General features: G+C 42.4%; 15 protein-coding genes. 13 read left to right on the top strand and 2 right to left on the bottom strand.

Annotated elements, in window-relative coordinates; genetic code table 11:
• Nucleotides 1-662: 662 nt before the first annotated feature.
• Both LC586_RS28375 and LC586_RS28370 read left to right on the top strand, forming a co-directional pair.
• Nucleotides 663-2267, top strand: a complete 1605-nt coding sequence (locus LC586_RS28375; protein ID WP_229488554.1) for a serine/threonine-protein kinase — start codon at nt 663-665, stop codon at nt 2265-2267.
• 791 nt (nt 2268-3058) lie between these two features.
• The gene (locus LC586_RS28370) at nt 3059-3781 is read left to right on the top strand and encodes an FHA domain-containing protein (RefSeq protein ID WP_229488569.1); all 723 of its coding nucleotides are present in this window, start codon (nt 3059-3061) and stop codon (nt 3779-3781) included.
• A gap of 506 nt (nt 3782-4287) precedes the next feature.
• Here LC586_RS28370 and recA read toward each other — a convergent pair.
• A complete protein-coding gene (gene recA, locus LC586_RS28365) occupies nt 4288-5367 on the bottom strand; it encodes a recombinase RecA (RefSeq protein WP_229488553.1) in 1080 nt (359 codons plus the stop codon).
• A gap of 481 nt (nt 5368-5848) precedes the next feature.
• Here recA and LC586_RS28360 point away from each other — a divergent pair, with 481 nt between their 5' ends.
• The 7 genes from LC586_RS28360 (at nt 5849) to xseB (ending at nt 9534) form a co-directional block, all read left to right on the top strand.
• Nucleotides 5849-6382, top strand: a complete 534-nt coding sequence (locus LC586_RS28360) for a hypothetical protein (protein WP_229488552.1) — start codon at nt 5849-5851, stop codon at nt 6380-6382.
• A 12-nt stretch (nt 6383-6394) separates the two neighbouring features.
• The gene (locus tag LC586_RS28355; RefSeq protein ID WP_229488551.1) at nt 6395-6835 is read left to right on the top strand and encodes a hypothetical protein; all 441 of its coding nucleotides are present in this window, start codon (nt 6395-6397) and stop codon (nt 6833-6835) included.
• Between the two features lie 8 nt (nt 6836-6843).
• Entirely contained in the window at nt 6844-7296 is a 453-nt protein-coding gene (locus LC586_RS28350) for an HNH endonuclease (protein WP_229488550.1), read from the top strand.
• Between the two features lie 149 nt (nt 7297-7445).
• Nucleotides 7446-7715 carry a type II toxin-antitoxin system Phd/YefM family antitoxin gene (locus tag LC586_RS28345; protein ID WP_229488549.1) on the top strand — a complete coding sequence of 90 codons (270 nt, stop codon included), beginning with the start codon at nt 7446-7448 and terminating at the stop codon, nt 7713-7715.
• Entirely contained in the window at nt 7702-7983 is a 282-nt protein-coding gene (locus LC586_RS28340; protein WP_229488548.1) for a type II toxin-antitoxin system RelE family toxin, read from the top strand. Before LC586_RS28345 ends, LC586_RS28340 begins: the two co-directional genes overlap by 14 nt.
• A gap of 61 nt (nt 7984-8044) precedes the next feature.
• Nucleotides 8045-9307, top strand: coding sequence for an exodeoxyribonuclease VII large subunit (xseA, locus tag LC586_RS28335; RefSeq protein WP_229488547.1), 1263 nt, complete (start codon nt 8045-8047; stop codon nt 9305-9307).
• On the top strand, nt 9307-9534 hold the full coding sequence (gene xseB / locus LC586_RS28330; RefSeq protein WP_229488546.1) for an exodeoxyribonuclease VII small subunit: 228 nt from the start codon (nt 9307-9309) through the stop codon (nt 9532-9534). The genes xseA and xseB overlap by 1 nt, the downstream gene beginning before the upstream one ends.
• 279 nt (nt 9535-9813) lie before the next feature.
• Here xseB and LC586_RS28325 read toward each other — a convergent pair whose 3' ends face one another.
• Complete coding sequence (locus LC586_RS28325) at nt 9814-11160, bottom strand: RNA-guided endonuclease InsQ/TnpB family protein (protein WP_229488568.1); 1347 nt, start codon at nt 11158-11160, stop codon at nt 9814-9816.
• A 67-nt stretch (nt 11161-11227) separates the two neighbouring features.
• On the opposite strand from LC586_RS28325, the gene tnpA reads away from it, so the two are divergent.
• The 4 genes from tnpA to ruvA all read left to right on the top strand — a co-directional run bounded on the left by tnpA (nt 11228) and on the right by ruvA (nt 18267).
• A complete protein-coding gene (gene tnpA, locus LC586_RS28320; protein ID WP_229488567.1) occupies nt 11228-11650 on the top strand; it encodes an IS200/IS605 family transposase in 423 nt (140 codons plus the stop codon).
• A 234-nt stretch (nt 11651-11884) separates the two neighbouring features.
• Nucleotides 11885-15232 carry a PAS domain-containing protein gene (locus LC586_RS28315; RefSeq protein WP_229488545.1) on the top strand — a complete coding sequence of 1116 codons (3348 nt, stop codon included), beginning with the start codon at nt 11885-11887 and terminating at the stop codon, nt 15230-15232.
• A 1644-nt stretch (nt 15233-16876) separates the two neighbouring features.
• Nucleotides 16877-17635, top strand: coding sequence for a sucrose-phosphate phosphatase (locus tag LC586_RS28310; protein WP_229488544.1), 759 nt, complete (start codon nt 16877-16879; stop codon nt 17633-17635).
• Nucleotides 17635-18267: a Holliday junction branch migration protein RuvA gene (ruvA, locus tag LC586_RS28305; protein ID WP_094328759.1), complete on the top strand. Its 633-nt coding sequence runs from the start codon at nt 17635-17637 to the stop codon at nt 18265-18267. The genes LC586_RS28310 and ruvA overlap by 1 nt, the downstream gene beginning before the upstream one ends.
• Nucleotides 18268-18527 lie beyond the last annotated feature (260 nt).

The raw sequence follows: 18527 nt of genomic DNA, 5'->3' as shown, positions 1-18527 counted from the left end.
CCGAACGCGAATTTATCTCGGTCGGGAGAAGGGTAGGAAGTGGCGTTTGAAGAACGTAGACCCGAACGCAAACAAGGTCTCGTAGACAAGGGGCTTCCCCCAGCGTAACCCAACATTTTATCCTTGTTTATATTGGGTTTCACTGCCGTACCCCTACGTGGATCTTGCTACAACCCAACTTGCATTGACAGATTTTACTATAAGTTATCACCCGAACTTGATATTATGCCTTGGTGCTGCCTCTCCCTTTGGGATTCGGGGAAACGCCATTGTAGGTGTAGGCCGATAGCGCAGCATTAGCACCGTGCTATTGGCCCAAGCCATCACTTCGACTTTGCTCCAAGTAGAGCAACTGGCTTTGGGCACTGCCCTCCAATAGCTTTAAATACCAATTCTCGAAAATAAGACTACAGAAACAATCAAGAATTTACCCATTCACAATAAATACTAAATATGGTATAAAGTAATCCAAATACTATTTAGCACTGTAAGTATAATAATTATTTTATTTTGCCATTAATTTACGTAATATTAGCTAAACTTTAGAAAATCTTTAAAGGATTTCCAGCAAAAATTACCTGGCAAGAGTTGATTAATATCTAAATAATTGAAAGAGAGTATAACAACTCACCGTGATTATTCGTGCAGCGAGTTGACAGTGCATGAGCTACTGCTTAAATCCTATCTGTCCCAATCCAGAAAATTTGGTATATAGTCAAAGGTGCCGCTCTTGTGGCTCGCAACTCCTGTTGCGCGATCGCTATCAGGTGATCAAACCATTAGGTCAGGGTGGCTTTGGAGCAACCTTCTTAGCCAATGATCAAGGCTTACCAGGAGAACCGAGTTGCGTAATCAAACAATTACGCCCATCAGGAAGCGCCCCACACGTTTTACAGATGGCTAGAGAACTCTTTGAACGAGAAGCCAAAACTTTAGGTAAGATTGGCAATCATCCCCAAGTACCAAGATTGTTAGACTATTTTGAAGATCATGAGCAATTCTACTTAGTTCAAGAATACATCAGTGGTGATACTTTACAGGAAGAGGTCAAACTTAACGGCATCTTAAGCGAAACTGGAGTCAAGCAATTTTTGAGCGAGATTCTGCCACTACTGCAATACATCCACGATCAAAAGGTGATTCACCGTGATATCAAGCCAGCCAACTTAATTCGCCGCACTCAAGATGCCAGAATGGTACTCATCGACTTTGGTGCCGTCAAAAACCAAATCAGCCAAGGTGCGATAAATCAATCAGGACAGACAGCATTAACTGCGTATGCCATTGGTACTCCTGGTTTTGCACCTCCAGAGCAAATGGCTATGCGTCCAGTCTACGCCAGTGATATCTATGCACTGGGGGTGACATGCATTTATTTACTGACTAGCAAAACTCCTAAAGATTTAGATTACAATCCCAACACTGGCGAGATGATGTGGGAGCAACTTGTGCAAGTGAGTGACCACTTGAGCAATGTATTGCGAAAAATGTTAGAGGTGTCTGTACGTAATCGCTATCAGTCAGCGACAGAAGTTCTCAGAGCATTGGAAATAGAACCATACTTAGAAAGTTTAGCAAAAAGTTTACTAATTAAATCAGATACTGGGTCTAAAGAGCGAACACATAACCACGTGGAAAATTCTGCTGTTTTATGTAACAACTCTGCTGCTGCTACCAGTACAGGAGTGGCACAGGTAGCGGCAGCAATTCGTGCTAGACGAGCCAAGGCAGCAGCGGAAGCAGCTGGATTACACCAGGGTTCTGGGATGGCCAAATCAACGACTTTTGTTAACAGTAACAGTAATGGTTCACAAGTTAAAACTTATAAAGTTGAGCGTAAATTAGATACCCAAGGTTTATTAACTGCCTATCAGAAGGGAAGACGAGATTTTGCTCTACACAATTTAAGTTTGCTGAATCTGCAAGGTGCTGACTTATCCCAAACAAATTTCCATTCCACTCAATTGCAAAAAACTAATTTCCAGGGAGCTAATCTTCACAATAGTGACTTTGGCAGAGCCAGTCTCACTCGAGCAAATCTCAAGGATGCTAATTTGAGCAAAGCATACTTTAACCATGCTGATTTAGAAGGGGCAGACCTGCGAGGCGCAGACCTCAGCAATGCTTATCTCAGTAATGCCAACCTCCGAGGAGCTAATCTGTGTGGTGCTAATCTCACCAGTGCCAAAATTTCTGATGAACAGCTTGCACTAGCAAAAACAAATTGGATGACCATCCGTCCCAATGGGAAACGAGGCTTGTTGTGAATTAAAAGTTTAAATTTGAGAAGTTACTCGCTTGCCCTGCCTCCCAGACTAGTACCGCAAGGCGGAAGTCACGCATTCAAAAATCACGCATTGAAAAGTATTATGGAATAAGCTCTTTAGGGATTTTAAATGGTTGCTCTATTTACTTCGTTCTGTACTAGTTCCCTCTTTTTTAAGGAGGCTTAGGGAGGATCAAGTCTTAAACTGAACTGTATTGTTTTATAAAGCTCACAAGGCTTCTATTTTCTCATGAGCTTAGATAAATCAGCCCTTATTCTTATCGATAAAACTCAGATTTATTCAGAATCGACCAAATATATATGATATAACAATCCTATTTAATTTGTAAGAATTGCAACCCAACCCGCAGATCCCCGACTTAGTAAAAGTTGTCGGGGATCTTTTTTATCACGAATAATTCAGGACGGTTATAGTTGGGTTGAACGATAGTCATCGCTCTTGTAAATGTTAAGAAATATCCGATTATCCAGCAGAAATACGTAGATAGTTGGCGATTCTTAATCAAATCTTTATAATTTTTATGTGTTACAAATAACAAATGATTATTTACAATAAACAATAAAGGATCATAATAATTTGTTTTAGATGTTTCCATGCTTTTTATAGCTAGGAACAACAGGGAATCTCGAATTTAAAAATTGTAAAATTTAACGCTCTTAAGCCACTCAAGTTTTCAGATGGCAGGGGAAAGTTAAAAATTAATTATCCCTGGTTGTAGGCTGAAGCAAAATATTCACAACCGAAATCAGGTAATACAAGGTTTACGTATGATGGCTGACTTTGCACAAACGGAAATAGAACGGAGATTAACTTTATATCAGGTATTTCTTAAGTTATATGAACACCACAGCAGCCTTCTAGATGAAATTCTTCAGCTAGAAAACCTATCTCAACCGTCGTTGACGAGAGGGAAGAGATGTTATGTACATGGTGTAGTGGATACTTCTGCTGTTTATTTGATGACTAATTTGTGCGACAATCAGACCCAAAGTTTACAGCAGCCACAGCAAATCTGGACAATAGGTCGTAATCGCAGCAGTGGTATTTGCATTGTTGATAGTTATATGTCTCGTCGCCACGCTGCTATTCAATATATTGACGATCAAGGCTTCTATTTTATAGACTTCAACAGCACCAATGGCTCATTTGTGAATGACGATCGCGCTTTCGGGACGATCAAGCTCAAAGATGGCGATCGCATCCGTCTAGGTAGTATGACTTTTGATTTTTTCATGAGTTCTACCTGCCGCGTATTGCCAACTGTAGCAATAGAGTTATTGATGCAACTTATGCATCGAAAGAGGGATAATCAAGTAGAAATACTTACTTATCCCTGTAACAGGCCAAAACTTTTGACTGAAAAACCAGATGATAATTCAGAGATTTTCAGAAATCCTCGACTAGTTGAAAAGTTTGAAGATTGGTATGACAACTTCAGTTCGGAACAGAAATCAGAAATTTTAGACCGCTTTTTTAGCAGACAAATACCATAGAATCTCAGCTAAAAAATTGGAAATTATAGCAATTTTCAACGAAAATCGGCGGGAATCCCATCCCTTCAAGGGGTGTCCGGGATAGCCGCCCCGCCCGCCGATTTAGTCATTAGTTACTAATGACTTCGATTTCCTCACGGTTATGAAAACATAGCCGTGGGATAAGTTAATTGCGTGAAGTATAGACAATTCGTAAGGGCACAAACAAAAATGTTGTGCCCCTTCTTTTAACTGATTCCAACGACAAACGCCATAAAAATAAAATGATTGCTCGTCATATACATATAGTACAGCCCGGCGGAAATCAAGCTACCATTTTAAAACTTGCAAAAGCCTTAATATACAAAAATTTTGACTTTTGACTTTTAAATTTTGACTTCCGGCTTGCGGTAATAGTGGCAATCATTTTCTTAGGCTTGCTATAACTCATCAATACTTTAGAAAAGGTGGGTTAGCTGTCTATGTAACCCACTATATATTAAAAGTTGCAGATAAATCCGCATTCCTTATTCTTCTGGCTCTAAATCGACTTCTTCCTCTTCATCTTCTTCACTGGCTTTAGCTACAGAGTTAGCAGAAACAACAGCACCTTTATCTAGTTTTTCCCGCACCAGTTTCTTAATTTCGTCAGCGAATTCAGGCTTTTCTTCTAGATACTTAATGGCGTTGTCTCGTCCTTGGGAGATATTATCGCCGTTGTAACTATACCAAGCTCCTTTGCGGACAATAATGCCAGTTTCTTCTGCTAAGTCAACAAGACAACCCAAGGTAGAAATACCTTTGCCAAAAATAATGTCAAATTCCGCTATTCTAAAAGGCGGCGCTACTTTATTTTTGGCGACTTTGACTTTAACGCGATTACCATATTCATCTGTACCTTTTTTCAAGGTTTGAATTCGGCGAATATCCAAGCGCACCGAAGCGTAAAATTTCAATGCGTTACCGCCAGTAGTAGTTTCTGGGCTGCCGTAAGTAACACCGATTTTTTGCCGCAACTGGTTAATGAAAATTACTGTACAACCAGATTTCCCAATATTGCCAGTAATTTTACGCAGGGCTTGGCTCATTAACCGCGCTTGCAGTCCAACGTGGGCGTCACCCATATCGCCTTCAATTTCAGCACGGGGAACCAATGCTGCTACTGAGTCAATGACTACAATATCAACCGCAGCAGAGCGAACCAGCTGATCGACAATTTCTAAAGCTGATTCGCCTGTGTCTGGTTGGGAAATCAGCAAATTGTCAATATCTACACCCAATGCCGCAGCATAGGTGGGATCAAGGGCGTGTTCAGCATCAACAAAGGCAGCAATACCGCCATTTCTTTGCACTTCTGCGAGCGCGTGTAGCGCTACTGTGGTCTTCCCGGAACTTTCCGGCCCATAAATTTCAATTACCCGCCCCTTGGGTAAACCACCACCCAATGCTAAATCTAAGGTAAGCGCCCCACTGGAAATTGTCTCCACCCGCATCCGGGTGGCATCGCCCAGGCGCATGATTGCTCCTTTACCAAAGCTGCGCTCAATCTGGTTGAGCACCATAGTCAGCGCTTTTTGCTTGCCAGAAGTATCGGTGTTGATAGCCATTCCTGCTTCTAATGCCTCTAAATATATGGTTTTAAGGAGTGTTGCTCTGGAAGTTGGAGTAGAACAGATATACTATTTTAACCAGAAAATTCTGGAATAGGACTTCTCAAATCAAAAAAGGGGTGTAACAAGATCGTAACTCGATCGCTACCAGATTAGGGTAGTCTTGCACAATGATACCAACTTGCATTCAGAGATAGCTTTTTTTGGCTGGGTAAGCAAGGGGTTTTCAAGAAAAAATTATCTAAACAACTGACCTTATGCACTGTACATAATGAGACTGCTTTGTTTTGGAGAGAGAAAACCTCTATCGTGGTGCGATCGCTCGTCAAATCTCGATCACCCACAACAAAAAACTAGGTAGTCTTCAGCATCGATAAGTTTAGTAAAGTTACCGTTATGCTTGAATTTGGCTTGTTGCCATCGAGATAATATACTGCCATAATAGTAACATAAATTACATAAACTATCTTCAGCAAACGTGAATAAGTCACAGTCTATTAAGCTACTTGAAAGTGAGGGATGGACAAAAGCAGATGCTATGCGTGCTTTGGAAGTAATTGACTTTAGTACCAATCCTGATGAAATTACCATTCGCAGAGCTATTTCGCGTTTTGCTAGTTCTGAATTAATTAAGCGTCAGCGTCTTCAAGCTGCCCAGAAAGGTCTGGTAACGAAGAAAACTAAAGAGATTGAGTTGAAGGAGCAGGAATATGCTGCCAAAATTGATCAAGTTAAAAAGTATCCAAAACAAGAAAGAGAAAAATACGAAGCTGAAATTAAAAGCTTGTCTCAGAAAAATAATATTTTAGAAGTTGAGTTCAAAACAATATATTCTCAAAACAAAAATTTAACCGAAGTTAATGAACAACTCAAAAAAGACAATAAATCTCTAAAAAATTTAGTTGATCAAATTAAACTCAAAGTAGCTATAAATACTAAAGAAATTCTCAAGTATGAAGATAGTGAAATTCGGAAAGCAGTAATTACTTTTTTCAAATGGACTTTAGGATAAAGTACTGACTATATGGCTTATCAAAAAGATAAAAAAAGGAATTTTAGAGGAATGAGTTATCGGGTTGTTCAACTCGCTAACTCAAAGAATAGAAGTAAGCTTCATAAAGAAGATCAAGTTTGGCTAAAAGAAAATTTTTACAAAAATATTGGCTGGGATAATGTTATTAACCTTTCTCAGAAAATAGAGGAGTTTATAGGTAATTATCAGTTTGAGGAATTGACACTTGAAGAATTATTTATCGAGGCTGATCGGATTGGCAATAGATATCTCACGAATCAAGAAATAAACGACTATAACCAAAGCTTATCTAAAAAAGTTAACGAGGTAGCAGAAGAAATTGATAAGCAGTTTCCTGAGACAGCCATTGAATTTATTGATTTTAGTCAAAATACTAATATTAAATATAAAAAAAAGCCTAATCACAAGACATATAGAACAGTAAAGGTTTAGCAATAAATATGGTTAACATTGAAGAGAAAGAACTTAAAGAATTATTTGAGCTTGCGGACAAAATTGGTAATAAGCGATATCACAGGCTAACTCATGAAGATTTTGAAACTTATAGGAAATTCGATTATTGGCGCTATATTAATGGTGATTATGAGTGCGGTACAACTCAAGATAGTAAAGATTGGGTGAGAGAAAATTCCAATTGGTACTGTCCAATTTGTGGATCTCACTACTCTGACAAAGGTGGTAAGACCATAGATCACAAGCTACCTCGGTCACAGTATCCTTGGTTATCAATGGAATTCAAGAATTTATGGGTTATTTGCCAGGTTTGTAACAAAGAAAAGGGTGAAATGCATTGGTACAAGTATGAACACTATATATTTGTTAACTATCCGGATCTTTATGTTGCTGTGAAGATGGCACGCCCTAGCCAGTTACTCCAGTCTCTGAAAGATTAAACCAAATAATGTAATCACCTATTGCTTTAAGACGCACTGAAAAATCTAACATTCAATAATGAACAGTGTATTATCTTGAGCCAAAATTGAGATGAGAAGAGTTATCTGCTAAAATATAGTCAAAATGTCTAAAATAGTCTAAAATTGCTATGCAGACCTATACTCTCACAGATGCTCGTAACAAACACGGTGAGGTTTTTGACAAGGCTGCTATTGAGCCAGTTCTACTAACCAAGCAATCACGGCCTAGCCATGTGATTATTTCAGCAGAGAGCTACCAAAAATTAATTAATCGGTTGGAAGAATTAGAGGATATGGTTTTCGGTCAAGCTGCTGAAGTTGCTCTGAGTCAGTCCAAAATGATTGGTACACAGGCTTTTACATCTGCACTAGAGCATTTAGCTAATGGCGAAGCTTGATGGTCTAGCAACTGTTCTTGATTTTCTCAACGGTTTACAGCCTAAAATAGCAGCACAGATTGCAAAAAAGGTTTTAGCTTTGAATGTTGAGCCTTTACCAACTGATAGTAAGCAGCTATCTGGTTATCAGGATTTATATCGAGTTGATAGTGGTGAATATCGAATTGTTTACAGGTATTTTCCTGAGCAAGATTTAATAGAAGTGATTTTAGTCGGTAAGCGCAATGATGATGATGTCTACAAAAGATTAAAGCGTTTACTGGCATAAACTTCTGTTTTCATTAAAAATGCTAAAATCGCTCCAGCACAAATGCTTTCAGGCATCTTTGATGACTCTCGACCTTCCCGACTCTCTGATTCTCGATACTGCACTTTCAGTTTCTGGATTAACTGACTATATCCGCTTGCTGTTAGAGCAAGATGAACAATTGCGGCAAGTTTGGGTAACTGGCGAAGTTTCCAGCGCTAACCATCATCGCAGTGGTTTATTTTTTACGTTGCAAGATACCGATCGCACCGCCGGAATTAAGTGTGTGGTATGGAATAGCCAACTACCAAAACTCGCCCAGATACCCGTTCCCGGTGAGCAGATAATCATTTTGGGCAGTATTCGCCTGTATCCACAACGGGGAGAGTATCAGTTATCAGTTTGGCAAACTCTACCTGCTGGTGTTGGGTTACAGGCGTTGCGCTATCAACAACTCAAAAATCGCTTGCTGGCTGAGGGGTTGTTCGATGCTCAAAGAAAGCGATCGCTCCCAACCCATCCCCAAACGATCGCTGTCGTCACTTCACCCACTGCGGCTGCTTGGGGTGATATTCAAAAAACTCTCAAGCAAAGGTATCCAGGTTTACAGGTTTTATTTTCTCCCGCTACAGTACAAGGTGAGCAAGCGCCGGAATCTATCGTCAAAGCAATTGAGCGGGTGGAAAGAGATGGCCGCGCCGAAGTGCTAATTTTATCCCGTGGTGGTGGGGCGGTGGAGGAGTTGGCTTGTTTTAATGATGAACGAGTGGTGCGATCGCTTGCTAGTTGTTCCATTCCTGTAATTACTGGTATCGGTCATCAAAGAGATGAATCTTTAGCAGATTTAGTTGCAGATGCTTGTGTGCATACACCGACTGCGGCGGCAGAACTAGTTGTGCCATCACTTTCAGAGTTGTATACTGAGCATCGGGGGCGAGTTGTGGCTTTACATGAGGCGGTGTATGACTTTGGGGAAAATTCTCTTAATAAACTGCAAGTATTACGAAATCGTTTGCGACGGTTGCGGTTAGATCGGCAAGTGCAGCTGGAGGTGGACAAGTTAGGTTGGAAGCGTCAGCATTTGGTGCAAATTACGACGGGGCGATCGCAGCAAGCAACGCAGCATTTAGAGTTGTTGCGGCAAAAGTTGGCTAGTCTTGACCCGAAAGCGGTGTTACAGCGTGGTTATGCGGTGGTGAGGCAAGAAGATGGGGCGATCGCTCGTTCTGCGGCAAAGTTGGCTGTGGGGCAAGAGTTAGTGATTCAGTTGGGGCAGGGTGGGGTTAAAGTGAAGGTTATGGAAGTAAACGAACCGCTCCAGACGCAGAGGACACAGAGAGGTTGATGGTTAAACGTAAGAGTGCTTCTAGTTCTGAGGAAGGTTGGAATTATGAGGCAAAGGTTGCTGAAATAGAGGGAATCATAGCTCGTATTGAATCGGGTGAGTTGGAGTTGGAAGCTGTGTTTGAGCAATTCGCAAGTGCTGTTGAGTATTTGCGTCAGTGCGAAAGTTTTTTGCAGCAACGACAGCAGCAGGTAGATTTGTTGATTGAAACTTTGAGCGATGAGTAGAAGCGAGAGCCTGCTGGTGAGTTTCTTCGGGTTTAATAAGTAATCAAGCAGATATGATATTATATCATGTTAGCATAACTATCTATGCGGACATGATATTACAGCAGATTTCAAGTTGGTGAGGTATACAAGCTAAGTCTATTACCCAGGTATAAAGCGTGTTTTACTCCTGAATTCTGAATTATGCTGTATGAGTCAGAGAGTACGAATCACACATTTCCCAGAGTTATAAAACAGGGCTATAGTAAAATCCTTACATAAATGACGATTTTAGGGCTATTATGAACTACCCCACCCTACTACGCCCGTGGGTGGGGTTTCTACATCCCCACCCGTAGAGCAAAATTTTTGACGCTTCGCACGACCTAGTTGTTTCATACTTCCCGCAGACTTTCGTTTACGAGTGCCTGAAATAGAGCTAGAATCATCTGCGTCTGAGAGGTTGGTTCCCAACCCCTGTAGATTATTTGAGTGCCAAAGCAACATAACTTCTGCGGATGCAATATCGCGTTGTTGATGATATCCACAGTTTTTGCAAACGTGAATTCTTTGATCTAAAGTTTTCTTTTCTTGATGCCCACATTTAGGGCAAGTTTGAGATGGTTTTACCTGACGTGTAGGAACTTCTACGAATAAGCCGCCAACATCTGATAACTTGGCTTTTAGAGCGTCCTTTATCATGCCCATTCCCACATCGAGAATCGATTTATTTAGTCCAGATTTCTGTTTTTTGCGTTTGCCCTTAATAGCTCTGGCACTCATTTTCTTAACTTCTAGTTTTTCAGTGACTACCGTGCTGTTACCGCTAATAATTCGTGTAGTCTCTTGATGCACCCAGTTTTGACGCTGGTTAGCAACCTTCCTATTAAGTTTACCAACCTGCCTCTGGGCTTTCTTCCATCTTCTAGAAGCCTTGATTTTTTTCTTGAAATTCGGTGAACGTTTACGACGTTCAGCTTTGCTTAAGCGTTTATTCTGTTTATCTGCTTTCCTTAAAAATCGAGGTGCAGAAACTAATCCGTTCTCAACTCCATTAGTCCAGGCAATAGCATCATTACATCCTAAATCAATTGCAATAATCCCATTGTCGGTTTTGCGGTTATTTTTCAGCAAGATTTCATCAACTTCTAAAACGATACTCGCATACCATTTACCATTACGGTAAACAATATCGATTGCTTTAGGATGTCCCCAGACTCGCGCTTTGCCTCGCATCTGTATCTGACCAATCTTCGCTAATTCTAAATAACCATTATCGCCAGTACTGTGTGCTTTCCATCCCGTAAATGAGGGATAGCTCCACCCTGAATAATGCCTAATTGACTTGAATCTCGGATACTTGCCTAGCCCCTTAAAGAAACGTTGAAACGCAAAATCAACACGCTTCAAAGTAGCTTGTAAAGCTTGAGAATTTATTTCCTTATACTCTATCCAAACATCTTTGAAATCCGGCAAACAATTTTGCTGTTCAAAGTATGAAACAGACTTACCGAACTTTTTATAATAATTGACTCTATTATGCACTGCGGCGTTATAAAGTTCCTTATGTAACCGCCTATGATAGTGCAATAAATCATTCACTTGTTTAGTGGGGTATAGTCTAAAAGTAGCTCTACGTAACGCCAGCAGTAATCACCTCCCGTTCAGTTTCTTAACTTATGGTACAATACGATTGTCTAATTCAGTTGTCAAGATGAAAACTCAACTACGTTCAGGCGCTCATGCCGTTTTTAGAATTCAGTTTCACATGATTTTTGTGACTAAATACCGTAAAAATGTTATTGCTCAAGCAATTCTTTCTAAGCTAAAGGAAGTATTTAGTAGAGTGTGCGAAAAAAGAAAATGTATTTTGCTAGAATTTAACGGAGAAGAAAATCATGTTCATTTATTAGTAGATGCTCATCCAGATAACAATATTTCACAACTGATTAGTTCTCTCAAATCTGCGTCAAGTCGGATTGTTAGGAAAGAATTTCAAGATTATCTAAAACAGTTTTATTGTCCAAGCGAAGATCCTAGCTTCTGGACTGATGCCTATTGTGTTATTTCAGCAGGTGGCGCACCCCTAGAAACAATCAAAGAATATATACAATCTCAACAGGAACCAAAAAGCTAACGCGATGCCTATCTTGTAGAGAAGAATTGTCAAAAACTCAACTGCCCCATTGCTTGTTTTACCTATGGTAAAATTCAGCAATAGGGCGTTTCGTTTTTCGTTTTTGACTCGCTTACATCCCCTCCCTGCCTTTGGCTGAGGAAGGGGAATTACGCGATTAGGTTAAAAAGACTGATTTATCTATGATAATCTGCCGAATGTGAGCTTTAACTCTATCCGCTCAATTAATTTACGATGTCTCAGCAACAGCGCACCCTCCTAATTGTCGGTGATTCCCCAGAAGATCGAGAACTCTATAGGCGATATTTGCTGCGCGATCGCGAATATTCCTATACTATCCTGGAAGCAACGTTAGGGGTGCAAGGACTAGAACTGTGGCAGCGACACCAGCCAGATGCCGTTTTACTTGATTATCGACTACCCGATCTGGATGGACTGGAATTTTTGGCTCAATTGCAACCCTCGACCCCACAGCCTTGCCTACCTGTGATTGTCGTCACCGCACAGGGCAATGAGGCGATCGCAGTTCAGGCGATCAAAGCGGGCGCACAAGATTATATTGTCAAAGAGCAAATTACCCCAGAAAGGCTGCAAATAGCAATCAATGGGGCAATTGAAACAATGCGGCTACACACCCAACTACAACAGCATATTGAACGAGAGCGTGTAGTTTTATATATTACCCAAAAAATTCATCAATCGCTGAATCTGGATGAAATTCTTCAGACAACCGTAGCCGAAGTCAGAGAATTTCTTCACACTGATCGGGTCTTGGTTTTTCGGTTAAAATCTGACGGCAATGGTACAGTAGTAGCAGAATCGGTTGGGGCACAGTGGCGATCGCTGCTTTTCTCTACTATGTATGATCCCTGCCTAGCTGAAAGCTACATCGCCTCTAATCAATCGCAACTTGTTAGGTACGATCCCACCTTTATCAAGGATTATATCGAACGCTATTATCAGGGGCAAGTCACGGCAGTATCAAATATTCATGATAGCAGTATTGACCCATGCCACGGTGAATTGTTGGCATTTCAAGTCAAAGCTCATCTGGTTGTACCAATTCTGCAAGATAACCAGTTTTGGGGATTGCTAATTGCTCATCATTGTACCTCCCCTCGATTTTGGCAGCCCTTAGAAATTGACTTGCTTAAAGAGTTGGCAACTCAGATGAGTATCGCCTTGCGACAGGCAGAACTGTATCAGCAGGCACAGCGTGAATTAAAGGAACGCCAACAGGTAGAAGCGGAACTACGGCAGAGGGAAGAACAGCTGCGATTGGCACTGTTAGCCTCTCGGATGGGAACGTGGAACTGGAACATCCAGACGGGAAAAATTTCTTGGTCAGATAACCTAGAAGCCTTATTTGGACTGCAACCAGGAGAGTTTGACGGCTCATTCGAGATGTTTGTCGCGCGGTTACACCTTGACGATCGCGATCGCGTCCTGGCAGATGTAGATCGTGCTATCGCCACCGGAGAAGACTATGACATTGAATTTCGAGTAGTATATCCCAACGGCACAATTAGGTGGGCATTGAGCCAGGGCAAGGTGTTCTACGACCTACAGGGGCAACCGATGCAGATGGCTGGTATTGATATAGATATCACCGAACGCAAACGTTCAGCCGAAGCTCTGCGCGAGAGTGAAGAACGTTTTCGGCAACTTGCAGAAAATATTGATGCAGTATTCTGGATCAGAGAAGTGCCTGAAAATCGAGTCAGCTATGTCAGTCCTGCCTACAAACGACTGTGGGGATTAAACCCGGAAGAATTGTATCAAGGACAACAAGCATGGATTGATCGTATTCACCCAGAAGATCGAGAATCGACCCAGAGAGCCTTTCATGAAAAAGCTGTTGCAGGTAAATTTGATCAGGAATATCGGATTATTTTACCCGATGGTAGCATTCGCTGGGTTCACGATCGCTGCTTTGGGCTTCGAGATGAAATAGGAGAGATTTATCGGTTTGCAGGTATTGCCGAAGACATCACCGATCGCAAACAGGTAGAAGAAGCATTACGCCAAAGCGAGGAACGCTATCGGTGCTTGGCAGAATTAATCCCACAATTAGTCTGGACAGCTAACCCTGAAGGAGCGTTACTCGATGTCAATCAACGTTGGTTGGAATTCACAGGATTAACGCCAGAACAATTCCACACCATCGGCTGGAAAGAAATTGTTCATCCAGAAGATGTAATTATTATGGCTCAACAGTGGAGCAAGGCAGTACGACAGGGTACTTCTTATCAAGCCGAAGGTCGTATGCGGCAAGCAGATGGTGTCTATCGATGGCATCTACACCAAGCAATTGGGCAAAAGGATAAGCAAGGTCAAATTGTCAAATGGTTTGGCAGTGCAACTGATATCGAAGCGCAAAAACAACTCGAAGCTGAACGCGATCGCCTATTCCAGCTAGAGCAAGCCGCGCGGGCTGAAGCAGAACGTGCCAATCGCATCAAAGATGAGTTTCTTGCCGTTCTCTCCCACGAATTGCGATCGCCTCTCAACCCCATTCTCGGCTGGACAAAACTGCTGCAAACTCGCAAATTTAATGAAACTAAAACAGCTGAAGCCTTAGCCACCATCGAACGCAACGCTAAACTGCAAACTCAACTGATTGATGATTTGCTCGATGTCGCCAAGATTCTGCGCGGCAAACTCAGCATCGATGCTAGTCCTGTAAATCTGGCATCTGTCATTGAATGTGCGATCGACACGGTAAGTACAGCAGCTGTTGCTAAATCAATACTATTGCATCCAGTACTGCCGAATATTGGGCAGGTTTCTGGAGATTCCAACCGCCTGCAACAGATCGTTTGGAATTTACTTTCTAATGCTATCAAGTTTACTCCCAAAGGCGGACGGGTAGAAATCCGACTAAAGCAAGTCGATGATCAAGTACATATTATCGTCAGCGACACTGGCAAAGGTATTAGCCCTGACTTTCTCCCGTATATTTTTGAATCATTCCGTCAAGAAGATGTCTCAATTACTCGCAAGTATGGCGGGTTGGGATTAGGGTTAGCGATCGTCCGTCAGTTAGTTGAGGCTCATGGCGGCACGATCGCGGCTGATAGTCCTGGTGAAGGCTTTGGAGCCACCTTTACAGTCCAGTTGCCACTGCTGAATATTGAATCGGAAATCAAGCAGACAGATAATTTGTCACAACAAGCACTCGAACTCACGGGGATTCGAGTCCTCACAGTTGATGATGATCCTGATGCCCGTGAGCTATTAACAGTATTGCTTACTGAATACGGAGCTACAGTCCTGACTGTTTCCTCTGCCGCAGAAGTGTTGGCAAACCTGGAGTCCTTTCAACCCGATGTCTTAGTCAGTGATATTGGGATGCCCGAAGTTGATGGTTATTCCCTGATTAAACAAATCCGAACTTTAACCCCCGAAAAAGGGGGACACATTCTGGCGATCGCTTTGACTGCCTATGCCAGAGTTGATGATTACCAGCGAGCGATAATCAGTGGCTATCAATGCCATGTTACCAAGCCCCTTGATCCACAAGAGTTAGTTCAAGCTGTGGTGGCACTTGCACACAGTAAACCATCCCCTTCCTTAAAATGATTCGGTTTATATACTTATCGAGGAAGGCAGAGGCAGAGGAAAACTCAGTAAATCGCAAAGCTAAAAACAGTACAATTTTTTGTGAAGATTAAAAAATCAACAAGCGCGATCGTCTGACGTTAAGAGTCGTTGGTCACTTCTAAATAGCGCTCAAGTGCCAATAGGGTCTTATGCCCGCTTATTGATTCGATGTGACGCAGAGGTATGCCGCCCCGTGAACCTACGATGTACACACAAGTGCTGTCCACATACGTTTCAACTCTTTTACCCACATTTTTGTCAGGTTAAACTGTCACACTTACCGACATCCCGCCCAGAACTAAAGTTCAGGGCTAATAGCTGAAGTCCACGCTTTGTGGACTGAATAATCAATTTAGTCCACTTAAGTGGACTTTAGCTATGAGACTCGGAATTCATTCCGAGGCGGGATAGAAACGCAGTGCGAGATTTATTAATTCGGTTGGTGGATGTTATGGAGACGTGTTAACCGCGATCGCAAGCAGTAGAGGAGTTTAAATAGATTGTATTCTTGTATAGACGGCGATTCATCGCGTCTCTTGCCTTAACCGAACAGTATTGCCACGTCTCTGCATTGTTTTTCAGTCCTACGTCTCTGTAGACATCGCTCAAATTTAAACATTAGTTGTCAAAGTTTGAACGTTTGCAGCTAATGCTCTTCCATATATAAGAAACGCTTAAGCATTTGCAGCAAATGTATAATTATTTGTTGCAAACGCTTAATACTTTGCAACAAATACTCTTCCATATATAAGAAACGCTTAAGCATTTGCAGCAAATGTATAATTAGTTGTTGCAAACGTTTAATACTTTGCAACAAATGCTCTTTCATGTATAAGAAACGCTTAAGCATTTGCAGCAATCATTGTAATGAACTTATAAATCTAACGCTGTGTGCAACTTTTACTCGAACCTAACCCCCCAGCCCCCTTCCCTACCAGGGAAGGGGGAGAATTCAAAGCCTCTCAAGAGCAGGAGAGAGGAATGGAAGTGAGGTTAAAAATTAAGTACCAGGGAAGGGGGAGAATTCAAAGCCTCTCAAGAGCAGGAGAGAGGAATGGAAGTGAGGTTAAAAATTAAGTTGCACATCGCGTAAATCTATTTATTACGTGAAATATAACAGTGATATCATGTCCGCTTGATTACTTATGAAACCCGAAGAACCCCACCCCGCCAAAGCTATGCTTTGTCTCCCCTCCCCGCAAGCGGGGAGGGGTTGGGGGTGGGGTGTAATGACTGTGGTTAGCGTAACTATTTATGCGGACATGATATGATATCATGTTCGGCTGATTAGTTGTCATTGCAAACGTTGTGTTCGCAAAGCGTCTCTAAGAGTTGCAATCTCCAAACCGCAAGCGAATTGCTACCCTGCGGGAACGCCAAAGGCGAACATTCCACTTCGTTGCATACCCAACTCTTGGAGAGGCTGCGCCAATGGGAACGCCAAGGGCGAACGCAATGACATATCGTAAGTGATTTGCCGAACTTGATATGAAAGCAGTTTTTGCAGGAAGGAGTATTTCTCCTGTATATCTGCTGGCTGATTTTTTTATTAAAGCAGACTACATCTATGCTTTCTTTAAATAAGTGCAAATTTGATGTTAAAGCAAAGCATAAGAGATGATTATGGCTAAATTTCTTTTTGTAACCGATTTGGATGACACCCTCGTGTATCGCACAGTGGGCGATGACAGCGCTTTGCCAAAACTAAATCAACTGCTGAGTCAACATCGCCAAGAATACGGTACCAAAATCGTTTATTCTACTGGGCGATCGCCTGTACTTTACAAAGAACTCCAAGCTCAAAAAAATCTTTTGCAACCCGATGCCCTCGTTCTTTCTGTGGGTACAGAAATTTACCTTGATGGTACTGATACTCCAGACTCAAGTTGGTCAGAAATCCTCTCTCCGGGATGGGAAAGGGAAACTGTATTATCTATTACTAAAAAATACCGTGAGTTAGTTCGGCAACCAGATTCAGAACAGCGTCCCTTTAAAGTGAGCTTTTTCCTAGAACAAAATGCCTCTGCGAAAGTTCTACCACAACTTGAAGCGCAGTTGCAGAAATATAAATTAAATGTAAAGTTAATCTACAGTAGCGGTATTGACCTTGACATTGTACCCCATAGCAGCGATAAAGGTCAGGCAATGCAGTTTTTACGCCAAAAGTGGAAATTTGCAGCAGAACAAACAGTTGTCTGTGGTGATTCAGGTAATGATATTGCTTTATTTGCTGTAGACAACGCCCGGGGAATCATTGTGGGGAATGCCCGAAAAGAGTTACTCCAATGGCACAATGAGCATCCCTCTGAACACCGCTACCTGGCTTCATGTTTTTGTGCAGGTGGAATTATCGAAGGCTTAAATTATTTTGGTTTTTTGTAATGATTAGTTATCTAAAAGGTATAGTCGCTGGTATCCAAACAATTGGCGCTAATCGCGTGATTCTGACTTTGGAAGTGAATGGCTTGGGGTATGATTTGCAAGTTCCCCAACGGCTAGCAAACCAGTTACCAGAGTCGGGAGGAGTGGCGCAAATTTTTACCCATTTCCAAATTCGTGAAGAAGTGCCCTTTCTGTATGGCTTTGCTTCGCCATCCGAACGCGATTTATTTCGCCACTTGCTGACTGTCACAGGTATTGGTGCAGCCTTAGCGATCGCACTCCTGGACACTCTGGAACTACCAGATTTAGTCCAAGCAATTATCGCTGGCAATACACAAATATTAATTCAGGCTCCCGGTGTCGGCAAAAAAATCGCTGAACGCATCTGTTTGGAACTGAAAAGCAAATTAGTCGAGTGGCGCAAATCAGCCGGGTTCTTCGTCGCCACAGGTGGGCCAGCACCGGGAATTCTCGAAGAGGTGCAAATGACCCTCTTCGCCTTGGGATATACTGCCCATGAAGTCAGTCACGCCCTGCATGTGGTAAGTGAAGACATCGGACTACCCAAAGATGCTTATGTCGAAGATTGGATTAAACAAGCGATCGCTCATCTTAGCAGCGAACAAGTTTAATAGTCATTAGTCATTAGTCATTAGTCATTAGTCATTAGTCATTAGTCATTCGTCATTAGTCATTCGTCATTAGTTATTCTCTCCCCCATCTCCCTCATCCCCCCCCCCCCCCCCCCCCCCCCCCCCCCCCCCCCCCCCCCCCCCCCCCCCCCCCCCCCCCCCCCCCCCCCCCCCCCCCCCCCCCCCCCCCCCCCCCCCCCCCCCCCCCCCCCCCCCCCCCCCCCCCCCCCCCCCCCCCCCCCCCCCCCCCCCCCCCCCCC

Origin of the sequence: Nostoc favosum CHAB5714, assembly GCF_020829495.1 — a bacterium.
Taxonomy (GTDB): domain Bacteria; phylum Cyanobacteriota; class Cyanobacteriia; order Cyanobacteriales; family Nostocaceae; genus Nostoc; species Nostoc favosum.
The sequence above is the reverse complement of the archived record's forward strand: the minus strand, read 5'-3'. Positions and strand labels throughout refer to the sequence as shown.